Origin of the sequence: Mesorhizobium sp. M7A.F.Ca.MR.362.00.0.0, from assembly GCF_004023175.1 — a bacterium.
Lineage (GTDB): Bacteria > Pseudomonadota > Alphaproteobacteria > Rhizobiales > Rhizobiaceae > Mesorhizobium.
In genome coordinates this window covers 1-16,595 of record NZ_RZTF01000114.1, presented here as the reverse complement: position 1 = coordinate 16,595, position 16,595 = coordinate 1, and the positions used below count along the sequence as shown (strand labels likewise).

Below are 16,595 nucleotides of genomic sequence, written 5' to 3'. Positions count from 1 at the left end.
TAATTGCAATACCAATCTTGCAGGCGCGTGGCGCTTGCCGCGACAGACGCCATTAGACGCCGTTGCGCTTCCCCGAACCAGCCAAAGACAACAACACTTGTCCTCAGACACCACGACCGCTCCAGAAGCGTTGACCTTTTCAGACCTCGGCCTGTCGCCGAAGGTCCTTTCCGCAGTCACCGACGCCGGCTACACCGAGCCGACGCCGATCCAGGCGGGCGCCATTCCGCATGCCCTGCTGGGCAAGGACGTGCTGGGCATTGCCCAGACCGGCACCGGCAAGACGGCCTCCTTCGTGTTGCCGATGCTCACAAGGCTGGAAAAGGGCCGCGCCCGCGCTCGCATGCCGCGCACGCTCATTCTGGAGCCGACGCGCGAGCTCGCCGCTCAGGTCGAGGAAAACTTCGTCAAATACGGCAAGAACCACAAGCTCAACATCGCGCTTCTGATCGGCGGCGTGTCGTTCGACGAACAGGACAAGAAGTTGGAGCGTGGCGCCGACGTGCTGATCGCGACACCCGGCCGTCTGCTCGATCACCGCGAGCGCGGCAAGCTGTTGCTCAACGGCGTCGAGATCCTCGTCATCGACGAAGCGGACCGCATGCTCGACATGGGCTTCATTCCCGACATCGAGCGCATCTGCGAAATGATCCCGTTCACCAGGCAGACGCTGTTCTTTTCGGCGACGATGCCGCCCGAAATCACCAAGCTCACCGAAAAGTTCCTGCACGCGCCGGTCCGCGTCGAGGTTTCGAAGGCAGCATCCGCCGCCACCAACATCATCCAGCGGCTGGTCAAATCAGGCTCCAAGCCGTGGGACAAGCGCGAGACGCTGCGCAATTTGATCAAGGCCGAAGACGCAGAACTGAAGAACGCCATCATCTTCTGCAACCGCAAGGTCGAAGTGTCGGAGCTGTTCCGCTCGCTGCTGAAGCATGATTTCGACGCCGGTGCGCTGCATGGCGACATGGACCAGCGCGCGCGCATGCAGATGCTGGCCAATTTCCGCGACGGCAAGCTGCGCTACCTCGTCGCTTCCGACGTTGCCGCGCGCGGCCTCGACATCCCCGATGTCAGCCATGTCTTCAACTATGACGTGCCGATCCACGCCGAGGACTATGTCCACCGTATCGGCCGCACCGGGCGCGCCGGACGCTCCGGAAAATCCTTCACCATCGCGACCAAATCTGACACCAAATACATCGATGCCATCGAACGTCTGATCGGCAACAAGATCGAGTGGCATGACGGCGACTTGTCGACGGTGGTTGCCAGCGAAGGCGAGGACGATGCTCCGCGCCGTGGCAAGGGCGCGCCGCGCCGTGCCGGCCGCAAGGACGACGACCGCGGCAGGGAAAAGAGCGGCGAGCGCAAACCGCGCGAACGCCACGCCAAGCGCAGCGAAGATGCCGCACCGGAAACAGTCCGCGAGGATCAGCCGGTGGCCGAGGCCGCAGCCGCCGACATCGGCGAACGGCGTTCGCGCAAGGAAGCGATCCGTTCGGAAAACACCGAGCGCAAATCATCCGATCGCAATGAACAGCGCGCACCCGAACGCGGCGACACCCGGCCACAGCGCGACAACAGCCGCCCTGCCCGCCAACGCCACCAGGAAGACAATGATTCCACCGTTGGCTTCGGCGACGACATGCCGGCCTTCATGCGGATCGTCGCCAAGGTCTGATCCCGACCGCTTCGAAGGCGAGCCGGCCACTCGGCTGCCTTCTCGGCAAAGCTCTTTCAGCCTGGCTCGCCCGTTACATCGGCCCAGGCATCATCTTGGTCGGTTTTTCCAGCATCGGAAACTCGGCCTTGTTGCATTTCACGTTCGGGTTCGTCGGACTGAACATGCCGTTCGGGTTGTCCCCGAGCCAGGCATGAAGGTCGTAATGGACGAACTCCTTCGGGATGAGAGGGTAGTGCCCCTCCATAGGTCCCATGAAGGTTTGGCCAAACAGCTTGGGCGGCTCCTTGGTGTCCGGCGTCAGCGGCACCAGCCATTCCACTCCGACCAACTTCAGGCCTTCCTTGGTCGGCTCGTAGATCAGCACGTTCGGCCTCATCGGATCGAGCTTCTGGCCGACACTCGGGACATTGACGAAGTGGATGCCCATGGCGCCCTTCGGGTAGTCCATCGCGCCCGGTATCTTTTCTCCGCTGTAGTGGACGCAGCCGACGGTCGACAGATAGAGGTCGCGGACGGCAGCGGTGTAATCCTCATATTTGGCGAGCGACTTCTTCAAGGCTTCGATGTCGGCCTTGTTGGCGTCCTCGGCGCGAGCCGAAGCAACGTTCAGCCACGCGCCTACCAAACCTGTCAAAACGAGGACGCCGCAGCGCCCAAGGCTGGCTGTTCTTGTCATGCATTCCTCCCAGATTTCTGATCTGGCCGTGCAAGACCGAGGCGGAAAAATGCTGATTGCGCGGCCAGTGACACCGCCTCATCCCCTCAGGAACAGCGATGATGCTATTCCTTTCCATAGCTGCGGGAAAGATGTATTTTAGCAATAGCTAATTGAATAACACCCAATATCCGCTCAAACAAAAAACGGCCCCCATGGGAGCCGTTTCGCATTGGTTTGCCGTACAAATCAGGTGAGCGGCGAAAGCTGGATCTCGACGCGGCGGTTCTGGGCGCGACCTTCGGCCGTGGCATTGGATGCGACGGGGCGCGTCTTGCCGAAGCCTGTGACTGCGAAGCGTCGCTGATCCACGCCCTGACCGGACAGATAGTTCGCCACCGCCAAAGCACGACGCTGCGACAGATCGAAATTGTGCTGGTCGCCACCGGTCGAATCGGTGTGGCCGAACACGTCGACCGTGGTCTGCTTGAACTTCTTCAGCACAAGCGCGACAGAGTTCAGGACTTGGTAGAAGCCGGGCTTCACCGCATCCTGGTCCGAGTTGAAGGTGATGTCGGACGGCATATTGAGGATGATCTGGTCGCCGCTGCGGGTGACGCTGACACCGGTGCCCTCGAGCTGCCGGCGCAGTTCGGCCTCGTTCTGGTCCATGGTGGCGCCGATGGCGCCGCCGGCCAGCGCGCCGATGCCGGCGCCGATCAGTGCGTTGCGGCGGTCGTTGCCGCCGGCAAGCAGGCCAAGGCTGGCACCCGCCAGAGCACCAAGGCCGGCGCCTGCCGCCGTGTTGGAAATCTTCTGGTCGCCCGTATACGGATCGGTGGTGGTGCAGGCGCTCACGAGCACAGCCGTCGCCACGACGACGAGCACAGTCTTTTTCATAGGATCGTCCCTCTCCAAGTCACGCCTTGCGGTGGCGCCAAATCAGCCCTTCCCGCGACTTGTACCACGAATTGCGGCGAAAAGCGGAACGGCAAAAGCGCCGCTCACGGCTTTTCCCGAGGGACCGATACCCGGCGATAGCGCCGCATCGCCGGGCCGCAATCGTTCGGATCAGGCTACCAGAGGTTCTTGCCGTCTATGACCACCACTTCGACCTTGTCGAGATCGAAATCGTCGAACAGTCGCGATTTGACGCTGATCTTGGGATTGTCGAAATCCGGCTCGCCGGTCGACCAGTCCGGCGTTTCGGTAAAAGTGCCGCAGCCGCAGGCGGCGCAAAAACCGTGCTTTACGGTTTTCGATCCCCAGCGGTAGAAAGAGACGCTCTCCATCGGGCTGGTGAGCTTGAATTGCGAAGGCACGTAGTAGGCCCAGAGCGAGCCGCGTTTCGAGCAGAAAGAACAGGTGCATTGCGTCACCGTCTGCGGTGCCTGCGAAACCTCGAATGTCGTCGCCTTGCAATGACAGCTTGCCTTGATGGTCATCAACGAACTCCTCCTGTCGCCCGCCGCCCTGTGCGGCAAAGGCAGCATAAAGAGGTGCTCCTGACAACTGTCTGTCAGCAGGCATCACCCGAACCGCGCAAACCCGGCCTGCGGCCCCGGTCACACGCGACCGCGGACGTCCGACCGCCATCCTGTCGTCAATAAGAGCGCGGCGGCACGAACAGGCAGATTGTCTTGCCGGCGTCGAGGCCCGCTTGGTGCGCACACCAATGGAACTCGCCGTCCGGGCTGTCCTTGACACGCTTGTCGGTCATTGGAACGATCTCACCCGTTCCGGCGATGACATAGCCCTCGGGTTTCTCCAGCACTTCGCCTGTATGGGTCGTGCGACAATCATAGTTGGCGCAGCATGCGAACGGATAACTCCAGCCCTGTGGCTTTGCCGCCGTGGGTGTGGCGTCATGCGCGAAGGCGGGTGCCGTCAGCATTGCCATCGCGCCGATCGCGAACAGGGAAAACAAAAGTCGGCCAGCCGGTTGAACGGCATTGGCCGATCTGAGTGTGGCAGCAGACATGACGCGTTCCTTTCAAACGAGCTCAAGCGTTTCGCTTGCCCGTTCCCGGAACGTATCTTCCCAGTGGCCGGATCGTCGGGTCGCAGATATGCCGCGTCCGGCCATAAATGCTTTTTCTCTCCCAGCGTTTGGATGCTGGGCTGATTCCTTGGTCGGCGCAAGAAGATGCATTCCCGACGTCGTTCTATAAACGTCAGGTATCCGCTACCGCCGACGAGATGAGGCCAAGGTCAATTCCCGGCAAACGGGCGTCGAATAAACGGAATTGGCCCGCTGTGGTTCCAGCCTATTGCTGGTCAGAGCCGGCAATCACGTGCTCTTGATACTGCGGCAGGTCATCGGTGATGGTGAACCAGCCCGCCTTCGAACCGACGAAGATGTGCTCGGTCGGGCGGATGGATGGGTCGTCGACGAGCGTTCCCATGGCGACATGAACGTAGGCGCCGTCGCGCACAAGCGAATAAAGCAAGGAGCCACACCGGCCGCAATGCGCGTTATGGCCGCTTTCGTCGCCGAAGATCAGGAGCTTGTCCCCGCCTTCGGTGAGGACAAGCTTTTCACGCTCGATACCGGCGAAAGACTTGAAGGCCGATCCGGTGGTGCGCCGGCAGTCCGAACAATGGCAATTCGCGGCATAGAGGAATTCGTCGGCGACCTCGTAGTGAACCGCGCCGCAAAAGCACTTTCCGGTGAGCTTGGTCGGCAATCCTCTCCTCCGTCGCTGTGGTGCGCAGGGGTATGTTCATATTGAGGTCAGGCTAGCCTCACCTGAATATGGACATATCCTAATCCAGGTCTGCTACGGCTTCGCCCGCACCGCCTTCGATGCGCTGCGACAACGAGGCTTCCATGAAATCGTCGAGGTCGCCATCGAGCACGCTCGACGGGCTGGTGCTCTCGACGCCGGTGCGGAGATCCTTCACCAGCTGGTAGGGCTGCAGCACATAGGAGCGTATCTGGTGACCCCAGCCTATATCGCTCTTCGACGCTTCGGTGGCGTTTGCAACCGCCTCGCGCTTCTTCAGCTCTTCCTCGTAAAGGCGCGAGCGCAGCATCTCCCAGGCCTTGGCCTTGTTCTTGTGCTGCGAACGTTCGGCCTGGCAGGCGACCGCAATGCCGGTGGCCAGATGCGTGATGCGCACCGCCGAATCGGTGGTGTTGACGTGCTGGCCGCCCGAGCCGGACGAGCGATAAGTATCGATGCGGACATCCGATTCCGAGACGTCGATCTCGATCGTGTCGTCGATGACCGGATAGACCCAGACGCTGGCGAAGGACGTATGCCGGCGCGCATTGCTGTCATAGGGCGAAATACGCACCAAGCGATGAACGCCCGATTCCGTCTTCATCCAGCCATAGGCATTGTGGCCTTTGATCATCAACGTGGCCGACTTGATGCCGGCCTCTTCGCCGTCATGCATTTCCAGCACTTCGACCTTGAAGCGACGACGCTCGGCCCAGCGCGTGTACATGCGCAGCAGCATCGAGGCCCAGTCCTGGCTTTCGGTGCCGCCGGCACCGGCATGGATTTCGAGATAGGTGTCGTTGGAATCTGCTTCACCCGACAGCAACGTCTCGACCTGGCGGGCCTTCGCTTCGCCTTGCATCGAGCGGATCGCGGCTTCGGCCTCGGCAATGACCCCCTCGTCGCGCTCTTCCTCGCCGAGCTCGATCAGGCCGATATTGTCTTCCAGCGCCTGCGTCAGACCTTTCACCGAGGCGATGCCCTCTTCGAGGCCCTGGCGCTCGCGCATCAGCTTCTGCGCTTCCAGCGGCTCGTTCCAGAGGCTGGCGTCCTCGGCGCGCACATTGAGGTATTCAAGCCGCTTTATGGCCTGATCCCAGTCAAAGATGCCTCCTCAGCAGGGTTATCGCCTGCCTGATCTCGTCGACAATATTCTGCGTTTCCGCGCGCATGGCTGGCTGTTCTGTCCTGTTTGCTGAAGTCGGTCGGCGCGATACATAGGCAGGCCGCCGCCGGCTGTAAAGCAAAATGGGCTGGCGCCAAGGCCAGCCCATCCGCTCATGAAAATCGTCAGTAGAGGCCGCCGCCGCCGGACTGGATGGCCTGGTTGGCCTGCGGCGACAACGCGCCACCGGTGGCATTGGAGCCGTCGGCGCCCATGCCGATGACCCAATAGCTGTCGGCGGGACCGGTACCCGGCTTGAAGGCTTCGATGATGGTGCCCGGATCGCCCGATGCGGCACGCATGCCGGTCTTGCGGTTGATGGCGACAAGGTTCATGCCTTCGGGCACCTTGAAATCGACATTGGGCGTGCCGTCCAGCGCCACCCGCATGAAGTCCTTGAAGATCGGGGCTGCGAGGCCGCCACCGGTGGCGCCATGGCCGAGGCCGCGCGGCGTGTCGTAGCCCATGTAGAGGCCGACGACGAGGTTGGGCGTGTAACCGATGAACCAGGCGTCCTTTTCGTCGTTGGTCGTTCCGGTCTTGCCGGCGATGTGACGGCCGAGTTCACTGATGGTGGCGCCGGTGCCGCGTTGCACGACACCTTCCATCATCGAGGTGATCTGGTAGGCCGTCATCGGATCGAGCACCTGCTCGGAATTGTCGACGAGTTCCGGCTCCGGCTGGTTCTGCCATTCGGGCGCATTGCAGCCCTGGCAGCCACGTTCGTCCTGCTTGAACACCGTCTTGCCGTAGCGGTCCTGGATGCGGTCGATGAGCGACGGTTTGATCGACTTGCCGCCATTGGCCATGATCGAATAGGCCGACACCATGCGCATCACGGTGGTTTCGCCGGAACCCAGCGCCATCGGCAGATAGGGTGCCAGATGGTCGTAGACACCGAAGCGCTCGGCATATTCGACGACCAGCTTCATCCCCATGTCATTGGCAAGCCGCACCGTCATCAGGTTGCGCGACTTCTCGATGCCGGAGCGCAGGGTCGCCGGACCGGCGACGGTGCCGTCGTAATTCTTCGGCGTCCAGCTCGTGTTACCGCTCTGGATCGTGATCGGCCCGTCCATGATCACCGAGGCCGGCGTATAGCCATTGTCGAGTGCGGCCGAATAGACGATCGGCTTGAACGAGGAGCCCGGCTGGCGCATGGCTTGCGTGGCGCGGTTGAATTCGGACTGCGCATAGGAGAAGCCGCCGACCATGGCCAGCACGCGGCCGGTGTGCGGGTCCATGGCGATCAGGCCGCCTTCCACTTCGGGCACCTGGCGCAGGCTGTAGGCGCCATCGGCACCATCGTTTTTCTGCACGAAGATGACGTCGCCCGGCTTCAGCACCTCCGCCGGCGACTTGGCCTTGACGGTCTTGCCGGCAACCACATGGCGCATGGCAAAACCCATGTCCTCCTTGCTGACGGTGCCTTCGACGCGCTCCTTGACGATCTCGCCCGACGCCTGCCGTGCGGGCTGCAGGCCGATCGACAGCCCGGTCGCCGAACTGTCGAGCACGACGGCGAGCGACCATTCGGGAACATCCTCCAGCCCCTTGACGGCGCCAAGCGGCACGCCCCAATCGCCCGACACGTCGATCGATGTTACCGGCCCGCGATAACCGCGCAGCGTGTCGTATTTCATCAACCCGTTCTGCATCGATTTGCGGGCAATGAGCTGTATCTTCGGATCGAGCGTGGTGCGGACGGAGAGGCCGCCTTCGTAAAGCGCGTTCTCGCCGTAGCGGGCGATGATCTGGCGGCGCACCTCTTCGGTGAAGTACTCGCCGGCGAACAGATAGGTGCCGCTGCGGCGCGGCGTAACGCCCAGCGGCTCGGCCTTGGCCTTGTTGCCTTCCTCACGCGTGACGTAGCCGTTCTCGACCATCTGGTCGATGACCCAGTTGCGGCGCTCGATCGCGCGATCGGCATGCTTGAAAGGGTGGTAGTTGTTCGGCCCCTTGGGCAGCGAGGCCAGGTAGGCGGCCTCGGCCACGGACAGTTCGTTGACCGACTTGTCGAAATAGGTCAGCGCCGCACCGGCGACGCCATAGGCGCCGAAACCGAAGAAGATTTCGTTGAGGTAGAGCTCGAGAATGCGATCCTTGGGATAGGCCTGCTCGATGCGGAAGGCGAGGATCATCTCCTTGATCTTGCGCTCGTAGGTCTGGTCCGAGGACAACAGGAAGTTCTTCGCCACCTGCTGGGTGATCGTCGAGGCGCCGACCTGGCGCCGGCCCGAGCCGAGATTCTGCAGGTTGACGATGATGGCGCGGCCGAGGCCGGTCACATCGATGCCTGGGTGATTGTAGAAATTCTTGTCTTCGGCCGACAGGAAGGCCGCCTTGACGCGGTCCGGTATGGCCTGGATCGGCAAATACAGGCGCCGTTCGCGCGCGTATTCGGCCATCAGCGCGCCGTCCGACGCATGGATGCGGGTGGTCACCGGCGGCTCGTATTTGGCCAGCACCTCGTAGTCGGGCAGATCTTTCGACAAATGGCCGATGTAGATCGCAACGCCCGCCGCGACCAAAAGGGCCAGCGTCGTGCCGATGCCGAAAAAATAGCCAATGAGACGAATCATACCCGCTCCAGTCCTTGGTTCGGGAATTTCCTAAACGAAGCCGCCTTTCGCGCAAGCTTTCGAGCCGGTCCCAATCCGTAATCGAAAACCCTTGTCGCCGCCATGTGGACAAAATACGGCAATGCCTGATTTCGCGGTCGCGAGCCGGAAATAAAAAGCATTGGGTGTTGTCGTCGCGCAACGCCGCCTCTGGTTGCAGGCGCTGCCGGTCATGTCAACCTCCGGTTCCCGGTCCGGCCTTGGCCGACGCGAACAGCGCGACGGCGTTGGTTATACTCTGGGCCGCCTTGCCGCGCCAGTCGGCGTTGAGCAACTGCGCCTCGTCCTTGGCGTTCGAGAGATAACCGAGTTCGACCAGCACCGACGGCACGTCGGGTGCCTTGAGCACCTTGAAGCCCGCCGAACGCTGCGGATTGTTGATGAGGCCGACGCTGGTCGACAACTGGCCAACCAGCGTGTGGGCGAAACTCATCGAGAAATTGTGCGTTTCGCGGCGGATCAGGTCGATCAGGATGTCGGTGACTTCCTTGTTGTCGTTCTTGATTTCCATGCCGGCGAACTGATCGGAGAGGTTTTCTCGGTCGGCAAGCGCCTGCGCCTCGGGGTCCGAAGCCTTGTCGGAGACGGTGTAGACGGTGGCGCCGCGAATGCCCTTGACGCTGATCGTGTCGGCATGGATCGAAATAAGCAGGTCGGCCTCATGCTGACGGGCGATGCGCACGCGGTCATCAAGACGCAGGAATTCGTCTGTGTCGCGCGTCATGAACACATCATAATTGCCAACGGCTGCGAGTTTGTCGCGCAGCTCCGTGGCGAAGGCCAGCGTGACATTCTTCTCGATGGTGCCGTTCAGGCCCTCGGCACCGCCGTCGATGCCGCCATGGCCGGGATCGATGACGACGGTGAACCGATGACCCGGATTGGAAACCGGTCCGGTGCCGACCCGCCCTCCCTTGTCGGTCGAAACGGTCGATCCGGTGGTCAGCGCCTGATTGGCCAGCGCCACATCGAACTCGCGCTCGGATGCCGCCGACATGTCGATGGCAATGCGGTAGCCGGTTCCGTCCTCGTTCTTGAGCACGTCGAGCTTGTCGACGGCAAAGGGACCCTTGCCGGTGAGGATCAGCCGCGAAACGCCCTCGCTAAGCGCGCCCAGACGCACGCCCTTGACCAGGCCCCGCGCCTTCAAATCCTTGGCATCAACGGCGAATCTCGTATTCGCGAGATCGATGACAAGACGGTTGGGACCGCGCAGCAGGAACCATTTGATATCGGGTTCGCGATCGAAGTCCATGACGATGCGCATCTTGGTGGCATCGCCGGCCATCTTGTAACCTTTTGCCACGAGCGGAGCGTCGGCGGCATTGGCTTTTGAGGACAAGGCAGATGAGACCGCCAGCAGCAGCAAGAGGGCGAAAGCGGCCAGGATCCGGCCGCCGACACGACATCCCTTGTCTGTGAAGTCCGCCAATCCCATCTCTCTTCCAGTCGCTCCCGGTTTGGCGCCCGGCGCCGGTCGTTTCGTCGAAATGCCGGTTAGGCCGCGAACTCGATTAACGATTGGTATCCAGAGAAGGTTAACCAAGCCTTTTCACGCAAGGGCCGCAAGCCTGGCTTACGCTACGGAACGGCTTTTTGCCGGCATCGGAAATCGGGGTTGCCTTCCACCCCGCCAAATCATAAAAGCGATGGTGGATCACTGCAATCCTGGAACCGCCCTCCTCCGCAGCTTCTTGCTACAGGGTCAGACGTAAAGGCGGCTCCTTTCGCTTCAGGCGAAAAGGGTTCAGGTGATCGCGACGAATTTCGCAGGCGTGCTCCCGTGGCGGGGGAATCGCCTGCGTGAGGAAAACGGCCGGGTTTGTTCCCGTGCCGGCTCTGTATGAGCAAACAAGCTGGTCCGGTTCGTCCGGGCTTTGGTTCAAAAGGTTCTGTTGGTGACGATGGCTTCAAGCGCAATCATGGAAAGGTCCGCATCAAACCGCGCCATTATGGCTGCGGGCGGCACCGCCATGGCGCTCAAGCGGCGGCCGACGGACGTTCAAATATCCGGCACCCACATCCCAGGCACGCAGCAGCAGGCTTTGCCTCGCAAGCTGCGGCTGACGGCTGCCGGGGGGAAACGAAATAATGCCCAACAAAATGCTGATAGACGCCTCCCACCCGGAGGAAACACGCGTTGTCGTCGTACGCGGTAATCGTATTGAAGAATTCGACTTTGAATCCCAGGACAAGAAGCAGCTCAAAGGAAACATCTACCTAGCCCGCGTAACGCGCGTAGAGCCCTCCCTTCAGGCAGCCTTTGTCGAATATGGCGGCAACCGTCACGGTTTTCTCGCCTTCAGTGAAATTCACCCCGACTACTACCAGATTCCGGTCGCCGATCGTCAGGCACTGCTGCGCGCGGAAGCGCAGGAGGCTGAGGACGAAGAGAACGAGGACGGCGACGGCGATGACCGCCAGAGCCGCGATCGCGGACGGCGCGGCCGCAGGCGCGGCGGCAAGCCCCGCGACCGGGGTGAGCACAAGCGCGATGCTGCCGATTCCGGCGAGGCAAGCGACACTGCCGACGAGGCGGAAGAAGGCGCCGACGCTGGTTTCGAGGACATCTCGCACACGTCCGAGATCATCGAACATGCGGCCGATTCGTCCGAACATGCCGATGCGTCCGAACATGGCGAGGATTCCGCCGAGCAGGACGAAGGCGAAACCCGCGAAGGCGGCCCGACGTCGATCGCCGCCTCGGTCGAGGCCGATGTGATTTCCGAAGCCGTCCCGCAGGCCGAACAAGGCAGCGAAGCGACCTCCGGCGACAATGATCGCGGCATGCTGGAAGAAGTGCAGTCCTCGCATCCCGACGATCACGAGGTCGAATCGGTCGGCGCAGAGGATGCGCTGGAAGAAGTGCGCAACCGCCGCAAGCCGGTGCGCCGCCAGTACAAGATCCAGGAAGTGATCAAGCGCCGGCAGATCCTCTTGGTGCAGGTCGTCAAGGAAGAGCGCGGCAACAAGGGTGCGGCACTGACCACCTATCTGTCGCTTGCCGGCCGCTATTCGGTGCTGATGCCGAACACGGCGCGTGGCGGCGGCATTTCGCGCAAGATCACCAGCGCGGTCGACCGCAAGCGGCTGAAGGAGGTCGTTGCCGATCTCGAAGTGCCGCAGGGCATGGGAGTGATCCTGCGCACCGCCGGCGAGAGCCGCACCAAGGCCGAGATCAAGCGCGATTACGAATATCTGATGCGGCTTTGGGAAAATGTCCGCAATCTCACCTTACAGTCCACGGCCCCTGCCCTGGTCTACGAGGAAGGCAGCCTGATCAAGCGCTCGGTGCGCGACCTCTACAACAAGGATATCGACGAGATTCTTGTCTCCGGCGAGGAAGGCTATCGCGAGGCCAAGGACTTCATGCGCATGCTGATGCCGAGCCACGCCAAGGTGGTTCAGCCGTTCCGCGACACGACGCCGATCTTCGTGCGCAACGGCATCGAGGCACAGCTTGACCGCATGCTGCAGCCGCAGGTGACGCTGAAGAGCGGCGGCTACATCATCATCAACCAGACCGAGGCGCTGGTTGCCATCGATGTGAATTCGGGCCGCTCCACCAAGGAGCACTCGATCGAGGACACCGCGCTCCACACCAATCTGGAAGCGGCCGAGGAAGTCGCGCGTCAGCTCAGGCTGCGCGATCTCGCCGGCCTGATCGTCATCGACTTCATCGACATGGAGGAGAACCGCAACAACCGCTCCGTCGAGAAGCGGCTGAAGGATCACCTCAAGAACGATCGTGCGCGCATCCAGGTCGGCCGCATCTCGCATTTCGGCCTGATGGAGATGTCACGCCAGCGCATCCGCGCCAGCGTGCTGGAATCGACCATGAAGCCCTGCCCGCATTGCGGCGGCACCGGCCACGTACGCTCCGATTCGTCGGTCGCGCTGATGGTGGTGCGGGCGATTGAGGAATTCCTGCTCAAGGATTCCCGCAGCCACATCACGGTGCGGACGCCGGCGGCGACCGCACTCTACGTGCTCAATCACAAGCGCGGCACGCTGGTGGAACTCGAAAGCCGCTTCGGGCTGACGATCACCGTCGAGGCCGACGATTCGGTGGGTTCGCAGCACTATGCGATCTTCCGCGGCGCGCTGGCTGAAAAGCCGGAAGGCTTCGTCGAGGCGCGCAGCTTCCCGGCCTATGCCGAGCCGGAAGAGCCCGAGGACGAGATTGTCGTCGTCGAGGAAGATGACGAGGCGCCGGTGCAGGCCGAACAGCCGCGCCAGCAGCCGCAGCAACAACCCCGACCTGCTGCCGCCGGTGGCGAGGAAGGCGAAGGCCGCGACCGCAAGCGCCGCAAGCGCCGGCGTCGGCGCGGCGGCAAGGATCGCGATCGCGAACATGGCGCCCCTGCGGACGGTGCTTCCGTCTCGGCTCCGGCCGGTGAGTTTTCGGACCCGGACTCGGCCGCCAGCGATGGCGACACGGAAGCGGACGACAACGCCCCTGTCGGTGTTGCCGAAACGTCTGAGACAGCTGAAGCTTCGGACGAAGGCCAGGGCAAAAAGCGCCGGCGCGGCAAGCGCGGCGGCAAGCGCAACCGTCGCGAAGACGGTGAAGGCGAGGCTGAGGCAAGTGCTGGCGAAACAGCAGACGCTTCTGAACGCGAAGTCCGGGCAACCGAGGTGATCGCCAGCGAGCCGGTCGTTGCCGCACCAGCTGAAGAGCCGGTGGCGCTTGCCCCGGCAAATGACGACGCGCCGGCCACGGAGAAGCCGAAGAAGCCACGTCGCGCGGCCAAGCCAAAGAAGGCCGCGGCCGAAATTGTCGCCGATGAGCCGGCTGCGGAGGTGGAAGCACCGGTCGACACGCCGGTCACCGCATCCGACGAGGCAGCCATCGCTTCTGTCGAGGAGGCACCGAAAGCCCGCTCGTCGCGGCGCAAGCCGGCGGCGGTGAATGCGTCGGTCGAGCCGGTGGTGTCTTCCACCGTGGCGGAAGAACCCGCAGCCAAGGCTGAGGACAAGACCGAGGACAAGCCGAAGCGCGGCGGCTGGTGGCAGCGGAAGGGCTTTTTCTAAGCGTTTCAGCCACCTGAGCTAGTTCTCTGACAAAAAAATCCCGCGCCGTCTCGAAGACGGTGCGGGATTTTCTTATCTGGCGCTATGGCGGATCGCGAAAGGCTACGGCGCGAAGATCGACCAGTTCATCATCCTGGCCAGCTTTTCCAGCGCGATCGACCCCAGCTTGGAGTTGCCGTTGGCATTGAGACCTGGCGACCAGACGGCAAGCGACGCCACGCCCGGCACGATGCCCAATATGCCTCCGCCGACACCGCTCTTGCCGGGGATGCCGACGCGGAAGGCGAAATCGCCGGAGCCGTCATAATGGCCGCAGGTCAGCATCATGGCGCCGATGCGGCGTGCCCGTTCGGCCGACACCACGGAATGCCCGGTCGCCGGGTTCTTGCCGCCATTGGCGAGGAAGCGGCCGGCGAGCGCCAGTTGCCGGCAGCTCATGGCGATGGCGCAATGGTGGAAGTAGACGCCCAGCGCCAGTTCCGGCGCATGGTGGAGATTGCCGAAGGATTTCATATAGTTGGCGAGTGCGAAGTTGCGGTAGCCGGTGGCCCGTTCGGATGCTGCGACCTCGCGGTCGATGATGATGGTCTCGTCGTCGGCGAGGAACTGGATGAAGCGCAGGATCTCGCCGATCGCCTCGCGCGGCTGGTGGCCCGCAAGCAGGATGTCGGAAATGACGATGGCGCCGGCATTGATGAACGGGTTGCGCGGGATGCCGTTCTCATGCTCGAGCTGCACGATCGAGTTGAACGGATTGCCTGACGGTTCGCGGCCGACCCGCTGCCACAGCGCGTCGCCGACATTGCCGAGCGCCAGTGTCAGGGTGAACACTTTCGAGATGCTCTGGATGGAAAAGGCCTGGTCGGCGTCCCCCGCCGTCAGCACGCGGCCGTCATTGGTGACCGCTGCGATGCCGAATTTCTTCGGATCGACCTTACCCAACTGCGGAATGTAAGAAGCGACGTCACCGCGATCGGTGCGATCGGCCATTTCGGCAGCGACTTCGGCCAATGCCTGATCAAGTTTGGAGGCCTGATCAAGTTTGTGGGCCTGATCAAGGCTGAGGGCCTGTTCGAGTTCCGGCATGGCGCTACCTCAACCAGCGTTCGAGGCGCGCCATTGCCTCGACCATGTCGTCGTGGCTGCCGGCGTAGGAGAAACGCATCGTCCGGTGCCCGGCCTGAGTGTCGAAGTCTTGGCCGGGTGTTGCCGCGACATGCGCCTCGGCCAGCATCTTGCGCGCGAAGGCCATGCTGTCATTGCTATGCCTGGTGACGTCACAAAAGGCATAAAAGGCGCCGTCCATGGGCGCCGCCAGCGGAAAGCCGAGTTCCGGGAGGCGTTTCATCAAGAGTTCGCGATTCCAGGCATAGCGACCCTTGACCGCCTCCAACTCCTCGGTCGCCCTGAAGGCTTCGATCGCCGCGATCTGCGACAGTTCCGGCGGCGAGATGTAGAGGCTCTGGGCGACGCGCTCGACCGGCCGCACCAGGTCCTGCGGCAGCACCATCCAGCCGATGCGCCAGCCGGTCATGCAGTAATATTTGGAGAAGGAGTTGATCACGGTCACGTCGCCTCCATAGGCAAGCGCCGTGGTGTCGGGGGCGGCATAGGCCAGCCGGTGATAGATTTCGTCGGAGATGACGGCGATGCCGAGGTCTTGTGCCGTCCTCACCAGGGCCGCCAGTTCATCGGCCGGTATGACCGCGCCGGTTGGATTGGCGGGACTGGCGAAGAGAACGCCTTTCAGCGGCTTTTCACGATGCGCGGTCTCGAGATGGCCGGCATGCAGGTAGGCGGCGTCGCCGAGCTCGATCTCGACCACCTCGATGCCGAGCGCGGCCATGATGTTGCGATAGGCGGGATAGCCGGGTGCCGCGATGGCGACGCGGTCACCCCCATCGAACATCGCCAGGAAGGCGAGGTTGAAGGCGGCCGACGATCCAGTGGTCACCGCGATCCGGCCGGGCTCGATATCAAGCCCGTAGTGATCGGCGTAGTGTCCGGCGATCGCCTTGCGCAAACCTGCCAGTCCCAGCGCGTCGGTGTAGCCGATGCGTCCGTCCTGCAGCGCCTTGGCGGCTGCGGCGCGAACCAGAACCGGTGCGGGATCGGAGGGCTGGCCGACGGCCATCGAAACAACCGGCACGCCCTGGGACTTCAGCCGGTTTGCCTCTGCCAGAATGTCCATCGCATGGAAGGGCTCGACATTGCCACGACGTGAGAGCGAAACGACCATTTGACCAGTATTCCCGATGACTGACGGCGCCAGGCACTGGCGCATGTGCCGCACAAATGCCCGATTGATGTGAGGATCACAAGTTGAGGAAGTTTCCGGCGCCGACTTTTCATCTTTCGCCCGCTCGTCTACCAGTGGAGCCATCATGTTGAGCCGACCCAGATCGACGATTGCCCAGGCAGCGCGCGTCTTCGCGACGCTTTCGCTTGGCGTTGCCGTTGCAATGGCGAGTTCGGTCAGCGCCTTTGCCCAGAACGTGCCGGTGGTGCGCGACGCCGAGATCGAGGCGCTGGTTCGCGATTACGCGCGGCCGATCTTCAGGGCGGCTGGCCTGGCGAATGACGGCATCGACATCGTTCTGGTCAATGACCAGAGTTTCAACGCCTTCGTCACCGGGCGCCGGCTGTTCATCAACACCGGCGCGCTGATGACGGCTGAAACGCCCAACGAGATCATCGGCGTCATCGC

General features: G+C 62.5%; 14 protein-coding genes. 3 read left to right on the top strand and 11 right to left on the bottom strand.

The features are described from left to right. The first annotated feature begins 97 nt into the window (after positions 1-97). A complete protein-coding gene (locus EOC06_RS16170; RefSeq protein ID WP_164748844.1) occupies positions 98-1,684 on the top strand; it encodes a DEAD/DEAH box helicase in 1,587 nt (528 codons plus the stop codon). Between the two features lie 73 nt (positions 1,685-1,757). Here EOC06_RS16170 and EOC06_RS16165 read toward each other — a convergent pair whose 3' ends face one another. From EOC06_RS16165 to EOC06_RS16125, 9 genes are all read right to left on the bottom strand, one after another. Beyond that, complete coding sequence (locus EOC06_RS16165) at positions 1,758-2,363, bottom strand: hypothetical protein (RefSeq protein WP_127272004.1); 606 nt, start codon at positions 2,361-2,363, stop codon at positions 1,758-1,760. Positions 2,364-2,591: 228 nt separating this feature from the next. Next, entirely contained in the window at positions 2,592-3,242 is a 651-nt protein-coding gene (locus tag EOC06_RS16160; RefSeq protein WP_013531371.1) for an OmpA family protein, read from the bottom strand. Positions 3,243-3,418: 176 nt separating this feature from the next. Continuing rightward, positions 3,419-3,787 carry a GFA family protein gene (locus EOC06_RS16155; protein ID WP_128308235.1) on the bottom strand — a complete coding sequence of 123 codons (369 nt, stop codon included), beginning with the start codon at positions 3,785-3,787 and terminating at the stop codon, positions 3,419-3,421. Positions 3,788-3,945: 158 nt separating this feature from the next. Beyond that, positions 3,946-4,323: a hypothetical protein gene (locus EOC06_RS16150; RefSeq protein ID WP_023812122.1), complete on the bottom strand. Its 378-nt coding sequence runs from the start codon at positions 4,321-4,323 to the stop codon at positions 3,946-3,948. Positions 4,324-4,609: 286 nt separating this feature from the next. Next, complete coding sequence (locus EOC06_RS16145; RefSeq protein WP_128308234.1) at positions 4,610-5,029, bottom strand: GFA family protein; 420 nt, start codon at positions 5,027-5,029, stop codon at positions 4,610-4,612. Positions 5,030-5,108: 79 nt separating this feature from the next. Next, positions 5,109-6,240 (bottom strand): peptide chain release factor 2 gene (gene prfB, locus EOC06_RS16140; protein WP_127272597.1). Its coding sequence is split into 2 segments (ribosomal slippage): positions 5,109-6,173 and positions 6,175-6,240, totalling 1,131 coding nucleotides; the frame shifts between segments, so codons are not numbered across the junction. Positions 6,241-6,358: 118 nt separating this feature from the next. After that, the gene (locus EOC06_RS16135) at positions 6,359-8,815 is read right to left on the bottom strand and encodes a penicillin-binding protein 1A (RefSeq protein WP_027039214.1); all 2,457 of its coding nucleotides are present in this window, start codon (positions 8,813-8,815) and stop codon (positions 6,359-6,361) included. Positions 8,816-8,845: 30 nt separating this feature from the next. Further along, complete coding sequence (locus tag EOC06_RS16130) at positions 8,846-9,028, bottom strand: hypothetical protein (protein WP_128308233.1); 183 nt, start codon at positions 9,026-9,028, stop codon at positions 8,846-8,848. Between the two features lies 1 nt (position 9,029). Continuing rightward, the gene (locus tag EOC06_RS16125; protein WP_127330788.1) at positions 9,030-10,292 is read right to left on the bottom strand and encodes an N-acetylmuramoyl-L-alanine amidase; all 1,263 of its coding nucleotides are present in this window, start codon (positions 10,290-10,292) and stop codon (positions 9,030-9,032) included. Positions 10,293-10,945: 653 nt separating this feature from the next. On the opposite strand from EOC06_RS16125, the gene EOC06_RS16120 reads away from it, so the two are divergent. Further along, on the top strand, positions 10,946-13,888 hold the full coding sequence (locus tag EOC06_RS16120; protein ID WP_128308232.1) for a ribonuclease E/G: 2,943 nt from the start codon (positions 10,946-10,948) through the stop codon (positions 13,886-13,888). A 102-nt stretch (positions 13,889-13,990) separates the two neighbouring features. On the opposite strand, the gene EOC06_RS16115 is transcribed toward EOC06_RS16120, so the two are convergent. Continuing rightward, positions 13,991-14,974 carry a glutaminase gene (locus EOC06_RS16115; RefSeq protein ID WP_128308231.1) on the bottom strand — a complete coding sequence of 328 codons (984 nt, stop codon included), beginning with the start codon at positions 14,972-14,974 and terminating at the stop codon, positions 13,991-13,993. 4 nt (positions 14,975-14,978) lie between these two features. After that, positions 14,979-16,127, bottom strand: coding sequence for a pyridoxal phosphate-dependent aminotransferase (locus EOC06_RS16110; RefSeq protein ID WP_128308230.1), 1,149 nt, complete (start codon positions 16,125-16,127; stop codon positions 14,979-14,981). Between the two features lie 145 nt (positions 16,128-16,272). Between EOC06_RS16110 and EOC06_RS16105 the strand changes: the two genes are divergently transcribed. Further along, positions 16,273-16,595 (top strand): M48 family metalloprotease (locus tag EOC06_RS16105; protein WP_206631197.1); only part of this gene is annotated, 323 nt, incomplete at its 3' end.